Consider the following 17,465-nt stretch of genomic DNA (forward strand, 5'->3'; position numbering starts at 1 on the left):
ACTACTCCCTTTCTGCATTCAGAGGCAGACGGATGGCGAGGGTCTGCTCGTCTGCTCCGGTTCGAGCCTTGACTTGATTCACCCCCTCCACCAGCGCCACCCCGGCGGCGATGGCATCCGCCACGGGTTTGCCGTTGATCTCCACAATCTCCATGCCCACGGCGAGACCGGTTTTGGCCTTCTCCTTCTTTCCGATCTGCTCGACCACGAGGCCTTTCCGACCCTTGCGAAAATCAATGCCAGGCAGGCTGTCGAGGCGGAAGGTCGATCCGGCAGGAACTGCCTGGGGGTCATTGCGCCCGGCCGTCAAGGTGGCCGTCAGTTTCTGACCTGCCCGCTGATAACTCAAGGGCAGCGATTCCCCAGGCCGGATCATGGAGGCGAGGAAACGCAGATCCCCGCGGGTGAAAACCTTGCCGCCGGAAGCCTCAAGCACGATGTCGCCTGCCTTCAATCCCGCCGCCGCCGCAGGGCCGCCCTCCATCACCTGGCCCAGCTTCGCCCCTGCCATGCTGACGAGGCCCGCGGCTTCAATGTCCTTGCGCAAGGGCTCCTCAATCTGCCAGCCAAAGAAGCCGCGCTCTACCTGGCCCCGCTCGGCCAGTTGAGTGACCACATTTCGCACCAGGTTCGAGGGAATTGCGAATCCGATGCCAACATTAAAACGCCCTGCCGCGCCCCAAATGGCGGTGTTGATCCCGGCAAGCCTCCCGTGCCGGTCTGCGAGCACGCCGCCGGAGTTGCCAGGATTGATGGCGGCATCTGTCTGGATGTAACTCTCATACCCACCTCGCGTGGTGAGATCCAGGTTCGCACGACGCACAGCAGAGACCATCCCTTTGGTCGCGGTGATGCCGATCTTGAAGGGATTTCCCACCGCATACACGGGATCGCCCACGCGCACCGAGTCACTGTCTGCCAGCCTCAAGAAAGGCAGCCCGGTGGCCTTGATCTTCAGAAGAGCCAAATCGGTCAGTGGGTCATCCCCCACGATCTCCGCGTCATAACGCCGACGGTCGGCGAACTCCACAGAGATCGCGTCGGCCTGCTTGCCGTTCTGCAGATGGATGACGTGGCTGTTCGTGACAATCCATCCGTCAGCGCTGATCACCACCCCTGAGCCTACGCCTTGCACCCGCTCGTTCTCCCGACTGCCGCCATCCCCGCCGCCACCCTTGGGGGCGGAACGGTCCCGGTTAAAGAACTGGTCGAGCGGGTTCTCCGCATCGGCCCCCTCCACGATGCGGGCGGGAAACACCGAGACCACGGCAGGCGTCACGGTGTCGATCAGGTCGGCATCGCTGGGATAAACAGGGGCCGTGCCCGTGGGAGCGGCGAAGATCACCGCCCCCTGCCCCGCAGGCAGACGGGGAACCTCCGCCCGCAACGACGACGGCGACAGGAAACAAAGCATGCTGGCGAGAGCGGCGGCCTTACTGGGGTTCATTGCCAAAATCATCGGAGAGGTTGCGGAAATAAGCTTCGATCTCGCGGCGGTGTTTTTCCGGCACGCGATTCTGCACAGTTTGGGTGGTCACCCGGCCGGGAAGGCTGGCCATGAGGAGGTCCAGACGTTCGATGATACCGTCGAAAGCAGCCGGGGTGGGCACCACGGCATCCAGTTGGCTGGCCAGTCCGGTGATCGTCTCATCACCCAGGCGTTTTGCTTCCGCCGAGAAGCGATCAATGTCCGCCTTGGCACTGCCCGCACCAGATTTGCCCTCCCCTTCGCCTGGACCTTCACCGTTGCCTTGCCCCTTGCCGGGGGCTGGTGGGGTTGGTTTCCCGCCCTGGGCCAGAAGTTGTTCCGACGGAGAAGCGCCCTCCCCCTGCTGGGCGGCCTTGTCGCGCAGGGCCTTGGCCTTCTCCCTGAGTTCAGTGAGTTGGGCGAGACGTGAGGCATTCAGCCGCGCCGCCTCCGCATTCAGCACCTGGGCCATCTTCTCCAGCCGCTTTGCAATGCCCGGCCCACCCGTAGGGATTTCGCCTTCACCGGGTTTGCCCCCCTGTCCCGGAGGGGCGGCGGCGCCAGGCTGGTCGCCAGTTCCCGGTGCCTCCCCCTTGTCCGGATTATTTCCTGTACCTCCGGCGAGTGCTTTCAGATCCTTGGCGAGGGCTTCGGTGCCAGCGCGGGCGCGAAGGGCGGCGAGCTCCGCCGCTCCCATGCCGGGGCCGGGACCTGCGCCCTTGCCACCCGGTGTCTTGCCGTCGCCACCATCGCCTGGCGTCTGAGCCGGCTGGTTGCCGCCTGCGGCAGCGAGCGCCTCCAGGGCCTTGAGGATTTCATCGGCAAGCTCCGCATTCCGCGCGGCCTTTCCGGCCGTCCGTCGCCCGTCTTTACCCTCCGTCTCCCCCTGCGGGTTCTTCGCCAGCTCCGGGGTTTTCCCTTCTCCGCTCTTTTGGTTATTTCCTTTTCCAGATTCCCCGCCTTGGGAGGATTCGCCCTCCCCTTTGCCTTTGCCGCTGCCCTGGCCTTGCCCTTGGGAACCGGACTTCTTGGCGTCCGCCTGGGCCTTGGCGGCCATCTGCTTCAAGGTGTCGGCCAGCTTCTCCTCGATCATCGCACGGATGAAGTCGGAGAGATCCCGCAGCCGCTGCTCCGCATCCGTCAGGGGTGGCAGCGCCGTGAGATGCTCCATGGAATGGAGGCGCTCGTCTGCATCTCGCATGAAGGTCTCCGCAGCCGCCATCAGCTTCAACATGGGCTCGTTCTTCTTCGGATGGGTCACGATGGAGGAGAACAATTCACCCGCATCCGCCACGGCCACCTCCTGCTGTCGGCGGGAGGTCTCCAGAGTTGCGATGGGCTTTGCCACCTCCTGCCCGATCTGCTCCCGGACGGTTCTTTCCTCTTCCGCCAGACGCTGGGCCTCGCGGGCCAGTTCTTCCAGGCTCTTGATTTCGATGTCCTCGCCTTCGTCCGACTCACCGTCCTTGGCATCGCCAATCAACCAGATGAGATGCTTGCGGATCAGGAGCAGGGAGCTCAGGGCCCGGTCAGAGGACTGGTGGGCGGGCTCCGTGAGGATACGGGTGAGATGGCGACCGGTCTCCGTCATCTGCGCCACAGCGGTACCCAGCAGGGTCACATCATCCGGTGAGGCATTGGGCAGTTGTTGCCAGGCGGCGAACAATGCATTTGCTTTGAGGATCACGTCCTGCTGCTTTACACCGGTCTCCTGGCACCTCGGCCCCACGCCCTCGGCATTCTCATCCTTGGCCGCCTCCTTCAGCACATGACAGTCTGAGACCACGACCCGCTGGCCGCGGATAAGTTCATTCAGCTTCGCGATCTGCAACGGGGTGCCATTGGGTGGCCTCCCCTTGCTCAGCGCGGCCAATTTTTTGAAGTCGCGAATGTCGATGCAGCGCAAGGCGCTGACGCTGCGGGGACCGCCCCGCGGCTTGTGATCCAGCGCATAGGCGTAGAGCTTGATGTTGTCGTTGATGGTCAGCGGCACGGTCTCCAGCATGGCGCGGGTGAGCTCCATCAGGTCGCGCTGGTCCCGCTCGGTGATGACCTTTTCCAGCGTCCACAAAGTCTGGCCTGCGGCCTCCATAATGAGCCCCACCTCCGCGACCCCAAAGTCATCACGGGCCCGGATGCGCACGGGCAGCTCTGTCACACACGTGGCCTGGAGGTCCTTCACCGGCTCCAGCAGCTCCACGGTGGGCAGCCGGTCTGCCAGACCGACCACCTCATAGCGCCAGGTGTCCAGCAGGACGCCCGCTTTGTCGAAGACGTTCAGGACACCGGAGTACTTGCCCAGCGGAGTCTTCCAAGAGGCCTGCACCGCTGCTCCATCGCCCTGCGTGGAGATCGTTTGGGGCGCACTGGTGTCGGAGGCCAGCGTCCACTCCACCCGGTCCGGCGGGGTGTTGAACCTGAAACTCCACTCCAGGCGGCTGCCCTCCACCACGCTGGCATCGCCTCCGGGCCGCTCCTCGGCACTGAGCCCCGTGTAGTCTGGGAAGTGCACGGTGACCTTTGCCTCCTCCAGCCGCGGGATGGGGTGATACTTCACCGTGTGCGTCGGCGTCGCGCCATCGCCCGCGACCACGCGCACCTGGAAGTCCCCCGTCATGCCGGTGAGCACCGCATCATAGGTGTGCCCGTCTGCCAGGGTCGTCAGCGCGTGGGGCTGCCATTCCCTCGAACCCGCCGCCTGCACCAGCATCTGAGGTTCAGCTTGCCGGCCCGCAACCGCAACGGCGAGACGTGGAGGATGCCGGTCATCATAGCGTGCTGGTGGCGACTCCCAGGCGACCGTGGTGTAAGTGGGCGCACCGAGAGGCAACAGGATGCGGTGCAAGGCAGTCTGGAAATCCGGCGACTGCCGGGCCGCTCCCAGCAGAGTGGCCACCAGTACGCCACCAAGAGCAAGCCAAACCAGCAGACGCCCGGACGGTGCAAGAGTCTGCCACTTGCCACGACGCAGGCGCTCCTCCGCCTCGCCCAGCAAACGGGAGGACAGGGTTTCCCGGTCACCATCTGTGGGTGCAGGTGCGTCTTTGCCTGACAGTTCCCAGGCGGTACGCAGCAGTTGCCCGTCTGCCGGGTTCGTAGCCTCCATCGCCTTCACCACGGCCAGGGCATTCCGTCCCTTCCTGCCAACCAGCCAACGTTGAAGCACGAGCAACAGCACTCCGGCAACGGTGATGCCAAGGAGCCACAGGCGCTTTTGTTCTGACCAGACCTCCGTGAGATCCAGGTACGCCAGCCCGATGATGGCGGCCAACCCCACCGCCAGCCCTGTAAGCAGGGCGGTCGAGCCATCAAGCAGTCGGCGACGACGCACGACGGCGTGCACTGGTGACTCATCGAACCTAATCTGGGAGGGACGTTTCATCGGGCGGATGAGGGGTGCAGACGGTGGGTGGCGACGAGGTTCTCCGCCATGAGGAGGATCAGGAGCGCCACCGCCACCCACGGCCAGAGTTCATGCCGCCAGGGAACGGATGCCTTTGCCAACGAGGGATCATCCTGTGGAGCAGCAGCGGGAAGCGAGGCGTCCGGAACACCAAAGGCCTGTCGCAGTCCGGAGACTTCGACATCATTCACCACAGACTCCGATGGAGCCGCAGCCACGATCTCCGTGTTGCCTGCGGCATCGGTGTAGAGGCCAGGAGGGCGATCTTCATGCACACCCGGATAGCGAGGCCTTAGGTCAGGGCTTGCCCCCTCGGCCTGGGCCACATGGGTGAAGAGGCTCTTTACCAGTGGCACAAACAAGGGATCGCGCGGCAGATCCGTCCACTCCCGGGTCAAGGAATGGGCCAGCACGAGGACGCGCCCCTTTGAGGTGGCGGTGGGCGTCTTCTCCAGCAGCAGCGCGTGCCCGCCATCCAGCGTGGCCAGCGCCTTCCAGCCCGATTCCACCGGGATGTCGAATCCATCCCGCCACTCTGCCTCCCGAAGATCGCCGCCATCTTTGCCATCGTAAGGAGCCAGGATGGGATGCGTCCGCTCCCAGGTCGTCAACGTCCGTACGGGGCCGGCCTCCTCTGCCAAAGCCGGCATACTGTCACCCCCAGCGGGACGGATGCCGGGAGGAAGGAGCCCTGCCGCTTCCAGAACAGCAGAGGTGCCACGAGTCCAACGGGCGTCCAGCGCGATCAGCAGACCGCCACCCGTCTCCACATATTGGGCGAGGAGGCGCGCATCCGCCGTGGAGACCGCAGGCAGACCGCACAGCGCCACCGCGGCCACTCCCGATAAATCCGCAGCTCCCTGGCGCGCGGAGAGTCCGTAAACGATCTCGGGCTGGAACGGGGTCTTCCCATGCGCCGCGCCAGAGGCCGTGAGCGCCTTGTCCACGAAGTAGGCTTGACCTTCAAACGGCGTGTTGCCCGGGTTGCCATCCACCAGCAGGACCCGCCGGGGTTGCACCCACCGCACCGCGAAGGGACGCTCGTCATCCGCAGACCAGTCATCCCCGCCATTGAGGGAGATTGTGCCACGCACTTCATCACGAGGCGGTTTGAGTTTGAAGATGACCCGGTCTCCGCCCTCGGGCACGGTCTGGGTGATCGTGATGCCCTCTGCCTTCAAGGTCACGGCGCGGTCAGCTCCAGTGGGCAGGTGCACCTCGACCTCGATCTCCATCTGCTCCATCACATAAGGCGTGAGGAGGGTGACCTGACGCACGGCAGCGTTCTGCAGTGAAGGCGGCCGCAGGGCGTGCACCTCCAGCGACACTCCCGGAGGCCAGACTCGCGGAGGGCTGGGTGGCACGTCCCCTTCTGCCAGATGCGCGATGAGCACCACTTTCCCAGACTGACCCGCCCCGCCGCCGCCGGCACCGATCCGGTCCAGGGCCCAGTTCATGGCCCGGGTCAGATCTGTGGGCGCCCCGGCACGAGGGGTCCATTCCCCGGTATCAGAGATCACCGCCACGTCGTCCGAGAACTGGGCCAGCGTCAGCTTACCGCCCTCGGCGACGTCCGCGGCAGCACGTTGGACAAAATCCATCCCCGTTGTCTTCATCGCCCCGGTCACGCTGCCGGAGGCGTCCAAAAGGATCACTGTCTCTGCCGGATCAGCCACCGCCTTGACGCTGGAGCTGAAAAAAGGGCGGCAGAAGATCACAGCCAGCAGGATCACGCAGAGAAGCCGGAGCAGCAGGAGGGGAATCTCCTCAAACCGCGACCGCCGGCGACGCTCCTGCAAGACCTCGTTGAGAAACCGCAAACTGCCCACGGGAAGCTGCCGGTACTGCATGCGACGACGCAGATGCACCCACAGTGGCACGGCCAACGCGGCCAGCGCCCAGAGGAATCCGGTGTTCAGGAGTGACATCGGGCGACATCATAGGTGAAAATTTCCGCGACTGACAAGCAGGTATTTCCGCGCGAGGGCCGGGAGCGACCGGTGGCAGGGTGGACTGACGGGGGTGACGGAGGAGGCGCCCTGGGTTGTTTGAGCAGGGGCTGGTGATGGATTTTAGGAAATATCCCGCCGCTCCGGCAGGCGAAAGCGGCGTCGAGCCGCACGCACTCCAAGACGCTGGCGCGAAGTGCCTGCCGCCAACTGGAAAGACTTTCAAAGGTGATTGGACATCGTTTGCCGCCTGACTCCCAAACACGCGAAGCGCCTTGGAGTGCGTGCGGCTTGACGCCGCTTTGACGGTTCTTGTAATAGGCTCGAACCTAAATAAAGCTACAGCGCCCAACACTCCCTCCCGAGACCGCAGGCGGTTACTTGTGCTCCCACCAGCAAATCATCTCCCCGCTTCGCTCCTCTGCGGGGCCGGAGACCCCGCCTCCTTTTCCGGTTCGCGAGGATTCAAGGAAATAGATAAACCTCAGTACCACAAATGGGCGAAGCCTCCGGGCTCTCCGCTCCTGCCCCACCTAAGTTTTCATCTCGAAACAATTTCTCACTTGGCGGGGAACCATTGCGCAGGACGATCTGGCGGTGGTACTTTACTGGCATGCGATCTCGCGCATCGTCGGCCAGCCCCTCCCGCCTCACAGATTCCCGGCCTCCTTGGGCTTTGACCCTGTTGTTCTCTCTTCTTCCCGGCATGGTAGCCCTGGCCGAGCTGGACAAGAACACCAATCAACTTAGCGACGTCTGGGAACTCCAGTTCAACGCCCAAGGGCTCGCTGCGGGGCTGGACACGGACAACGACGGTTTTACCAACCTTCAGGAAGCAGCAGGCGGCACCAACCCCTTTGATGCCGCCTCCCGCCCGGCCATCGGCATCGGGGCAGGACCAGGGAGCGGAGTCGAGTTCTCGTGGCAGTCAGCACCGGGCAAGCGGTACCGGATCGATGTCAGCAACACCTTGGCGCTCAACTCGTGGCAGCCGCTGCTCACGGTGGACGGCACCGGGGAGATCTTCGACCTGCCAATCTCCACCGGGCAAGAATCCCAGTTTTTCCGGCTCAACGTCAGCGACATCGACACGGACCTGGACGGCCTGAGCGACTGGGAGGAGCGCCAACTGGGGCTGGATCCACGCAACAGCAACTCCGAGCGCCAGGCCACGTCCGACTTCAGCCGGGTGAACACGGAATGGACAGGCACGAGTGTGGTGACCGTCGGCCTGCTGGATGGGGAGATCAATGAAGACTGGCCAGACAAGGGCTTGGTGGCGATCCGCCGGACGGGCGGACTCAAACCCATCACGGTCAATCTCACCCTGACGGGCACCGCCACGCGCAACACCGACTACACCTGCCCGGTGATTGGCAGCCAGGTGACGATCCCCTTGGGAGTACGCGAAGTGTGGGTGGAGTTTACGCCCCTGGCGGACGCACAGACGGAGGGGGCGGAAACCATCATCCTCACGGCCACGACCGGCACTGGCTACACGCTAGGGACCACGACCGCCGCTACCGTGAATCTGGCAGATGCCAGCGCCCTGCCTAGCCCCAAGGCAGCGGCTCGATTCCTGATTCAAGCTGCTTTCGGACCAGACTCTGACAGCAATGACGCCGACACCCTCCCGGAGAATGTGGAAGACGTGATGGCGCTGGGGTTTGAGGGCTGGATCGATTCGCAGTTCGCCATGACGCCCGTGGGCAAGCTGCAACCGTATGTGGACTGGGCGGTTCCCAACGGGCAGGGACTCGCGCTGTACGGGAACTACAAGGAGTTCGCCTGGTGGGGACGCGTGATGGGCTCCCCCAAACTCAGCCCCACCGCCCCCGCGAGCCCGGCACAGCCCTACGATGCGCTGCGTCAGCGGGTGGCCTTTGCCCTGAGTGAAATCCTCGTGACCTCCGATCGGCCGGAGCAACTGGCGGTGGAGCAGCAGGGCATGGCCAACTACTACGACCTGATGGTGCAGCATGCCTTCGGCAACTACCAGGACCTACTCTACGCTGTGGCCACCCATCCCGTCATGGGCATTTATCTGAGCCACCTGGGCAACCAGAAGGCCAACTCCGCGCTGCGCATCTACCCGGACGAGAACTTTGCCCGGGAGGTGATGCAGCTTTTCAGCATTGGCCTGTGGGAGCTGAACCAGAACGGAACCAGAAAACTCGTCAACGGCAATCCGGTTCCCACCTATAACAATGGCGACATCACGGAGCTGGCGCGGGTGTTCACCGGACTCTCCTTTGGCAACAACGCCAACTTCCAGCTCTATCCCCGCGACTTCACGGTCCCAATGAAGATGTGGGATGCCTACCACGACTGTGATGCCAAGATCCTGCTGGGAGGATTGAATCTCCCCGTCCGGACGCCCTCCAGCGGCAACACCGGCACCGCCGGACTGGCCGATGTGTCGGCGGCGATCCAGAATCTCTTCAACCACGCCAACGTGGGCCCGTTCATCGGGCGACAGCTCATCCAGCGACTCGTTACCTCGAACCCCAGCCCCGAGTACGTGGGCCGGGTTTCCGCCGCCTTTGCCAACAACGGCAGCGGCGTGCGGGGTGACATGAAGGCGGTGGTCAAGGCCATCCTTCTGGACCCGGAGGCACGCGATCCCGCCATGATGGAGGTGCCCACCTGGGGCCGGCTGCGAGAGCCCGTGCTGCGGGTGGTGAACATGGCCCGCGCCTTCAACGCCGCCTCCACCTCCGGTCACTATCCGCTGGACCAGTTCAGCACGGACCACATGCAGGACCCTATGAACTCCCCCAGCGTCTTCAACTTTTTCCTGCCCAACCACAGTCCACCAGGGCCGATCACGCAGGAGGGGCTGGTGGCTCCGGAGTTCCAGATCATCAACGCCAGCACCGCCATCACCGGACCCAACTACTTCTGGAACGCGATCGAGGGAAGCCTGCACCGCTATGGGAACGGGAATGCGACCTACATCGTGAAGTTGCAAAACGATCCGGAACTCGGGATGGTTGTCCCCTCGAACCTCATCAATCAGGACACGCCCTCCGGGGCGTCTGCCATAGATCCCGATCCGTTGCTGCGGCGGCTGGATCTGGCCCTGACGGGCGGCACCCTGAGCCCGAAGCAGCACCAGATCATCCGGGAGGCGATGTTGCGCATCCCCACCAGTTCATGGCAGTGGCACCGTCAGCGTCTGCGCCTGGCAATTTACCTCATCGTCACCTCATCAGACTTCAACGTGCAGCGCTGACGCACCACGTCGCCGATTCCCTCGGCCCTCTCTCACTCTTCCTCTTTCCTCCCTTCATGAAGCCTGCCCCCCCGATGAACCGACGCCAGTTTCTGGGCCAGGCCAGTTGCGCCGGCGTGAGTTCCATCCCGCTGCTAAACACGCTCTTGAACCTGCGGCTCGCAGAGGGCATCGCCGAGGCCTCATCTCCCCAGCCCGGCAGCTACCGTGCGCTGGTGTGCCTCTTCCTGGCAGGCGGCAACGACTCGTTCAACATGCTGGTGCCACGCGAACCCGGCGCGTATGCCACGTATCAATCCTCACGGTCCAACCTGGCTTTGACGGACGCACAGCTGATCAACATCCAGCCCGAGGGGCTGCCGCCCTTTGCCGTCCACGGTGGCATGCCAGAGGTGGCCACGTTGTTCAACAACGGCAACGCCGCCTTTGTGGCGAATGTAGGCACACTCATCGAACCCGTATTCACGAAGGCCGAGGTGGAACAGAGCCAGAAGCGGCTGCCGCTGGGCCTCTACTCCCACTCAGACCAGATCGAGCAGTGGCAGACCGGCGTGCCGCACTCCCGCTCCGGCATCGGCTGGGGCGGGCGACTGGCGGACTTGATTCAGCACATCAACTCCGTGCCTACCGTGCCCATGCAGATCAGCCTGGATGGGGGCAACGTGTGGCAGACGGGGGAGACGGTGGCGGAATACGCGATCACGCCCCAAGGGGCGGTGAACCTGAGCAACTACAACACCGCCTACGAAGCGAACCAAGGCGTGCGCAACGCTCTGAGCGCCGCCGTAGACAGCCAGCTGGCGCAAGACTACTCCAACCTGCTGGCCCAGACGTTCAACTCCCGGAAGAAGCAGGCGATGGATGCCTACGACATCTTTGCCACGGCCACCGCGCCAGCCCTCCCTGCCGGAGTCACCTTTCCCAGCACCTACGTAGGTCAGCGGCTCGCCATGGTCGCCAAGGCCATTCAGGGACACAACCACGCCCGGCTTCAGGCCAAGCGACAGACCTTCTTCATCCAATGGGGAGGCTGGGACCATCACAGCGAAGTCCTCGCTGGTCAGGCATCCATGCTGCCTCAGGTGAGCGCCGCCATTGGTGCCTTCTACAGTGCTCTGGTGGCCATGGGCATGCAAGACAAGGTCACTCTCTTCACGGCTTCAGATTTCGGCCGCACCCTCACCTCCAACAGCCGGGGCTCAGACCACGCCTGGGGCAGCAATCAACTCATCGTAGGCGGCGACGTAGTGGGCAAGCGCATCTATGGCCAGTACCCTTCTCTGGTGGTGAATCCCGATTACGGCCCCACCGTTAACGATCTCGACACCGGCCGCGGCCGGTTCATCCCCACCACCAGCTGCGACTCCCTCTTCGCCGAACTCGCCCTCTGGCTCGGTGCCAACCGCAGCGACCTCCCCCTGATCCTCCCGAACATCGGGAACTTTTACAACACATCCCAATCGGCCTGGCCGATTGGGATGTTCAAACCTGACCTGGGGTAGGAAAGTCCGAGGTATTCCTCGAGTCACTTATGGGTGACGATTGCGACGCCTTCTACGGCCCAAAACAGCAAACATGGCCCCTGCCATGGCTAATACTGACACGCCCGGTTCGGGAACAGCAGCAACGGTACTATACGCTTGAGTTGGTCCGAACGAATCTCCGATGTCGTACGAATAGGTACCGAACTGGCCCCAAAGGAGCTGCGAAGCAGTATTGACTTCATCAGTCCGACTCAGGCTCACAGAACCTGAAAACAACGGATTGTCCTGCAGAAACGTCAGCGCACTCTTATAGATCAGCAACTCTGTAGATGCAGACAAGGTGGATGCGTTGCCGACGACCAAATACACGGATTCATTTATGAATGAACTGCCAGCGTTAATCGCCGCGCTGGAATCATACTGAAATGATCCATCGATGGGGAACGGGGTTCCTGCAGAAGTTGAAGTTCCAAACAATACGAAATCCGTCTTTGCCGTAGCGAAGGTGGTGGCGTTCAACGACTGAAGCTGCGCATCGGTGAGCGTGTCGAAATACCCCACCCCAATAAAGCTATTGGACGAAGTGAGCCTGACACCAGCAGATGTCGACACCATGTTCGATGCAGCACTCGGCGCATTGACGTTACCGAGACTGATTGTCGCCGCATTAGCTCCGAGAACGCCTGCAAAGAGCACACTTGCGACTACACTAATAGACTTATGCATAGAAATTGGATTAAAGGCCCCCGTAAATAGCCGGATCTGGAGAGATGGTGACGTTCAGTTCGGTGCCACGCCTCTCGATGATAAACCCCGATGTGAGCGTTGTCCCGCTCTTGTCAACATTCCCGGTGCTGGTCCCCTTCCAGCCTTCAGTTGTAAATGGGGGAGCGGCAGAAGCGTAGTAGTACTTATCATACCCTCCAGTTGTGTTGGGAAGCCAAACGATGTCTGCGGTGGAAGCATTTCCTGGCCTTAACGTGGATGCCAGCCCGGAATTCCCCAATGTGGCGCCAACCGGGAAAATCCGGTTAACATAGTTGAAACCTTGGCTTACTCCGATCTTTGCCTGGATCTTTTTCACATCGCCCAAACAACCCAACTTGAGATCAGTGGTTCCTCGGCGTTCAATAAAGATCCCTTCAGAATGGAATATCGGGGTCGCCGATGCGTCGGCATTGCCAGTACTCGTCGTTTTCCAGCCTGCCGTAGTAAACGGAGGAGCGGCAGTTGCATAGTAAACTTTGATGAAGCCGCCTTGCACAGGGATCCAGATCACGTCTGCGGTATTTACGTTCCCGCTCTTCAGCCCCACTTCCGTGCTTCCTACATCAGCACCTTTTGCCGAGTCATTAGCAGCGCCAAACAAACCAGCCACACTGTAAGCTGCACGAACGGAGTAACTGGAGCCTTGCACAACAAAGCTCGACAAATCATCCTCGGTTGTCAAAGACGTAGCGGTGAACGAAGTAACACGACTTGACGCGCCTGCTCCGTTGCCGTTGGTAATTTCGACCCAAAGCCCCGTGGCTCCAGCCAAGACAGTCGTGAATGTAGCTCCATCGTCGACAAGCGTATTCCCGGATGCCGACTCCAATGCACCAGCAGTCAGCACCGGCCGAAGGAAATTGACCCCAACCAAGTTAAACTGTCCTGCCTTAATCGGAATGGATTGAAAACCAACCGGGCCCGTAGAAACCTCTGCCGCCGTGGAGATCCCTGGTATTGAGACGGCGGCTAAAAGAGCTGCCAGGAGGAAGGCTGTTGGTTTCATAGAAGGACGAGGGGGAATTTGCGAGGGGCTATAGCACTATTGCTTCTGAATCTCAACAAGAAGAATGGGGTTCTGGCTCACCGTTTAAAAAAATACACCCTGGACTCGCTGAAATAAAGATTTTTTACAGTTTTTAGAGGGGATTCCCCTAGGGTAGTTTAACCATCTCATGGTGCAATCATCGAGGCAAGCAATCAAGGCGATAACGTTGTTAACATCACCTGGTGGCAGTTTTTGAGCGACGGGGATGAAGGAGTTTGCCTCTAGGGAATGACCAGCCGGACGCGGAGGAATCGACGTGAGGAAACGGAGGTAGAGACGCTGTCCCTGACCGTGACGGTGTCGAACCCCGAGCCTGGGACAGCGCTGACCACGGCAGGCGCCAACAGGCCGTCCCCGGAGGTCCAGACAGGCACCCAGCCTGTCGGGGCCAAGTTGTCACTGCCCTCAACTATATAGGTCAGGCCTGAGATCTGGTGGCGGACGGGAAAAGTCAGCTGGAGGAAGGTGCCACCCCCGCTACTGGCGGTGCTCGCCTCCGGACGCTCAGTGGCAAGGGACTTGGCAGGATCACCCATGAAAGCGAACTCCTCCAACGCGGACAGCCCATCTTTATCAAGATCGCCTGTGACCAGCGCGTGCGGACCTGAGAGTGACTGGCGGGACGCCCACTCCGCGAAGGTCTGGGTCACATTGACGTTCAAGGTATGGGCGGTGGCCTGCCCGTTACGGTCCACCGCACTGACCCGGACGCTGGTGACACCGGGCCCCACAGGTTCGATCTTGAGGGTAGTGCCATTCTCCACCGACGCCACGGCGACGGCACTGTTGGGCGGCGTGATGATTTCATACACGAGGGCGGGTACCGGTTCCGCGGAGGTGATCTTGATGAGCTTGCTCAGATCGAGCGAGTGCGGCCCCACCGGAGGGGCGGTAGTGAGCGGCAGATTGTAAAAAGCTGACGAGAAGACATCCTCGGCCCCCGGCCCATACTGAACGGGAATGTCGTAGTCTCCTACTGGGGCGAGGGCCATCTGCGTGAGGACGGGATAGCTGGCCAGCCCCACCCGGGCGAAGACGGTAAACCCGCCATTCTGAAGATCCAGGTTGCCCTGGTTGTCGTTCATGTTGAAGAAGAACTGATTGGTGGCGCTATGCGGGAGGTCCTCCTGCTTGGCCATGGCGACGGTACCTACCGTGTTCTGCAGACCCGGCTCATTGGGAACTGGCGCATAGGTTGGAATGGGCTCGAACCAGTTCGAGCCATTCACCTTGTAGCCACCGCCCTGGAAAACGAACTGGTCTTCCGACCAGTGGAACAACGCCCCATCAAACCGGCCTGAGTCCACATAGTGCAGGAAGTTCGCCACCGTCTGGGGCGTGGCCGTCTGGTGGAGCAACAGATCCAGGTCGCCCAGGTTGGTGTGCAGACGGAGGACAGATTCTGAGTCAGGATCCGAAAAGTAGTTCTGGAGAGGGACCTGGACGGGTGAACTCAAGGTGAGGGTCTGGTCCGGCACTGGCACGGGCATACGAGGTGCCGCAGGCTGATGGATGGCCCGAAGAGTCATGGATGTCTGGTGCGATGCCCCTCCCTGAAACGTGGCAGAGATGGGGAAGGTGTACACGCCCGGTGTCGTGATCGTCCCAGTCAAAGGACCACCTGGGGGATAAAAAGACACCCCTGCAGGCAAACCGCTGGCAGACATGCTGGTTCGCGAGGTCTGGCTTAGCGTGGTCACCGGCAGGGTGAAGGGAACGTTGACGAAAACCTGGGCGGCCAACGGACTATTAAATCCAGGTGGGGTTGTGACAGTCGCCACCGGAGTGAACGCCGTCTCGAGGTTTCCCAGCACGGATCGCAACCGCAACTCATAGGTCGTGCCAGGCCTGAAACCCGGAAGATCGGTATAGGATGTCTGATAGGGAGAGGTGAGATCCCTGCCGGTGATATACTTCCGGGTCAAAAACGGACCAGGGAGCGCGGCCTCGCGGACCTGCAACTCATACGCCTCCTCTACTTTTGAGGTGTCTTTCCAGTTGAGGGTGATGTGATAGGGGCTGGCCGTGGCCGTGGCACTGAAATTCGTCGGCGCATAGAAGGGGGTGGTCACTGACCCGATGGACGACCACGGAGAGTAGGTGCGGGGGCCATTCTGCGTTTCCAGGAAGAAGGAGCGAACGCGGAAATCCAAGGCGGTGCCAGGGGGCACGCTGTCTGGAAAGGTGAGAGTGTCCAGGCCGGTCACGATATCGACAGGATCCGCCATCGTGGCAAAGGCGCTGAACTGGTTCATTCCCGCGTAGCTGATCTCCACCTCATAACCGACCGCATTGAAGCTATTGTCCCGTAGCGTCAGAGAAACTGCGGTTTCATCCAGGGCAGTGACCGCAAGATTCGACGGTGCCACCAAGCCCGGTATCACATCGGTGAGCACCGTATTGGAATACGCCGTGACCGCCGACGGACTGGCCGCGGCCCCCTGATAGGCGCGCATGCGCACCTCGTAGCGCACTCCGGGCTTCACGATCGGCAGCCACATCCCATCGCTATTGGCCACGCGGGCGGGCGTCACGGGCAGGAAGTTCCCCACTGACTGTTCTCGCATTTCCACCAGGTAACCCGCCTCTGCATACGAGTTGTCTGACCAGATCATATAAACGGCACCATCCGACTGAAGATAGGTGCCCTTGATTGATGGAGCGCCGAATGGCGTCGTGACGATGGTGATGGGTTGCCCCGAATAAGCAGAAACGCCGCTACCGTCGTACGAGCAGACGTCGATCACATACGTGAATCCCAGCCCCACCGTGACGTTGGACACCAGAGCCCCGGTGGTGCCGGAGAAAGATCCTGCCCCAATGTCAAACGTCTGCTGGGCTCCGCCGTTGACGGTGTATCGAAAACGAAAGCCCGTCTCACCCACCGAATTGTCGTTCCAATAAAGGGTGATCTCGGCCTGATTGGTAGAAACCTGCTGAACCACCACGCCATGAAGAAGCGATGGCGCGGCAGGAGCAGCCGTGGCCGTCCCGATGAGACTGAAAACGCACAGGACGGCGAGAGCACAACAGATGCGGTGGAAGCCCACCACGGGCGTGTGAAACATGAAGAGTAAAGAGGGGGTTGAGGGAATACCCTTACTGATGACTCCCCCTGTTTCTACGGATTTTATAAGCAAAAATATTACTCCCCACGCATCGAGTGGGTAACAACCCCTCAATTGAGGACTTCCACCCGTCACTAGGAAGGGAGTAATGTTGGCGCGGCGATGCTCCCGGCCCCTACTCGATCTTAAGGCGGCCTGAAAATTGCTAATAATCTAGAACAGTCGTAATCTCTCCGACTTCCAAAACATATGCGAATGCCTGCCCTGTTGGTGCTGGTGACTTGGGCGGCCATTCTGCCCCTGCCTGCGCTCCACTCTCAGTTCACGACACTTTGGTCCATCGGTGTGGAAAACGACGATCCCCAGGAACTGGGGGGCGAGACGTGGCCCCAAAACAACCTGCCTGGCAACGCGACGGTACGCGACAATGACTACTACTTTGCCGGGACCTACGGCATCGGCACCGTGGCCATCACAGAACCCGCCACGCAATTCGAGCGGGTGCTGAGCACGACCAACCACACCCAGCGCATCCATTTCAATCTGAATGCCGGGCAGGCCACCCCCACGGCGCGGATCCGCCTGCACTTCAACCAGGTGTGGGGAGGTTGGTGGCAGGCAGCGACCAGCACCCAAGGGCCTGGCTACGGCAATCACTCCCTGCAGGTGAAACTCAATGGCTCGCTCATCGGCACGAAGCTCTTCACAACCCGGGGCGAAATGCTGGTGGAGGCCAATGCTGGCACCTTCACTCCGGTGGCGGGGGAAAACGTGCTGGAAATCACGCGCGTCACCGCCAGCCCCTCCAGCCCGGACGGCTCCATTCAGTTCGACTACCTGCAGCTCGAACTGCACCCCACCGCGCTACAAGATGCGGATGGCGACGGCCTGCCGCGCTGGTGGGAGGAGGACCACGGATTCGACGACCAGAACGCGGCCGACGCGGGGTATGATCCTGACCAGGACCTCCTCACCAACTCGGAGGAGTTCGCCCGCAAGACACTCCCCGAAACCCCGACACGGACGGTGACGGTCTGAAGGA

9 protein-coding genes are annotated in these 17,465 nt (G+C 61.6%); 3 read left to right on the forward strand and 6 right to left on the reverse strand.

From position 1 onward, the window contains the following. Position 1: 1 nt before the first annotated feature. From BV106_RS02215 to BV106_RS02225, 3 genes are read right to left on the reverse strand one after another with little or no spacing between them, the layout of a single operon-like run. On the reverse strand, positions 2 to 1,447 hold the full coding sequence (locus tag BV106_RS02215; protein ID WP_265595246.1) for a trypsin-like peptidase domain-containing protein: 1,446 nt from the start codon (positions 1,445 to 1,447) through the stop codon (positions 2 to 4). Beyond that, on the reverse strand, positions 1,434 to 4,850 hold the full coding sequence (locus BV106_RS02220) for a hypothetical protein (RefSeq protein ID WP_038159849.1): 3,417 nt from the start codon (positions 4,848 to 4,850) through the stop codon (positions 1,434 to 1,436). Before BV106_RS02220 ends, BV106_RS02215 begins: the two co-directional genes overlap by 14 nt. Then, positions 4,847 to 6,799, reverse strand: a complete 1,953-nt coding sequence (locus tag BV106_RS02225) for a BatA domain-containing protein (protein ID WP_038159862.1) — start codon at positions 6,797 to 6,799, stop codon at positions 4,847 to 4,849. The genes BV106_RS02220 and BV106_RS02225 overlap by 4 nt, the downstream gene beginning before the upstream one ends. A 727-nt stretch (positions 6,800 to 7,526) precedes the next feature. On the opposite strand from BV106_RS02225, the gene BV106_RS36995 reads away from it, so the two are divergent. Continuing rightward, positions 7,527 to 10,055 (forward strand): DUF1800 family protein, encoded by a 2,529-nt coding sequence (locus BV106_RS36995; protein ID WP_051944799.1) that lies wholly within the window; start codon positions 7,527 to 7,529, stop codon positions 10,053 to 10,055. 56 nt (positions 10,056 to 10,111) lie between these two features. Then, on the forward strand, positions 10,112 to 11,557 hold the full coding sequence (locus tag BV106_RS02235) for a DUF1501 domain-containing protein (protein WP_038159863.1): 1,446 nt from the start codon (positions 10,112 to 10,114) through the stop codon (positions 11,555 to 11,557). Between the two features lie 27 nt (positions 11,558 to 11,584). Here BV106_RS02235 and BV106_RS02240 read toward each other — a convergent pair whose 3' ends face one another. The 3 genes from BV106_RS02240 to BV106_RS34935 all read right to left on the reverse strand — a co-directional run bounded on the left by BV106_RS02240 (position 11,585) and on the right by BV106_RS34935 (position 16,423). Further along, positions 11,585 to 12,265 (reverse strand): MYXO-CTERM sorting domain-containing protein, encoded by a 681-nt coding sequence (locus BV106_RS02240; RefSeq protein ID WP_038159864.1) that lies wholly within the window; start codon positions 12,263 to 12,265, stop codon positions 11,585 to 11,587. Positions 12,266 to 12,275: 10 nt separating this feature from the next. After that, positions 12,276 to 13,313: a hypothetical protein gene (locus tag BV106_RS02245; protein WP_038159870.1), complete on the reverse strand. Its 1,038-nt coding sequence runs from the start codon at positions 13,311 to 13,313 to the stop codon at positions 12,276 to 12,278. Between the two features lie 263 nt (positions 13,314 to 13,576). Beyond that, on the reverse strand, positions 13,577 to 16,423 hold the full coding sequence (locus BV106_RS34935; RefSeq protein WP_051944805.1) for a peptidylprolyl isomerase: 2,847 nt from the start codon (positions 16,421 to 16,423) through the stop codon (positions 13,577 to 13,579). A 255-nt stretch (positions 16,424 to 16,678) separates the two neighbouring features. On the opposite strand from BV106_RS34935, the gene BV106_RS02255 reads away from it, so the two are divergent. Then, on the forward strand, positions 16,679 to 17,461 hold the full coding sequence (locus tag BV106_RS02255; protein ID WP_038159873.1) for a hypothetical protein: 783 nt from the start codon (positions 16,679 to 16,681) through the stop codon (positions 17,459 to 17,461). Positions 17,462 to 17,465 lie beyond the last annotated feature (4 nt).

It is taken from the genome of Verrucomicrobium sp. BvORR106 (genome assembly GCF_000739655.1).
Lineage (GTDB): Bacteria > Verrucomicrobiota > Verrucomicrobiia > Verrucomicrobiales > Verrucomicrobiaceae > Verrucomicrobium.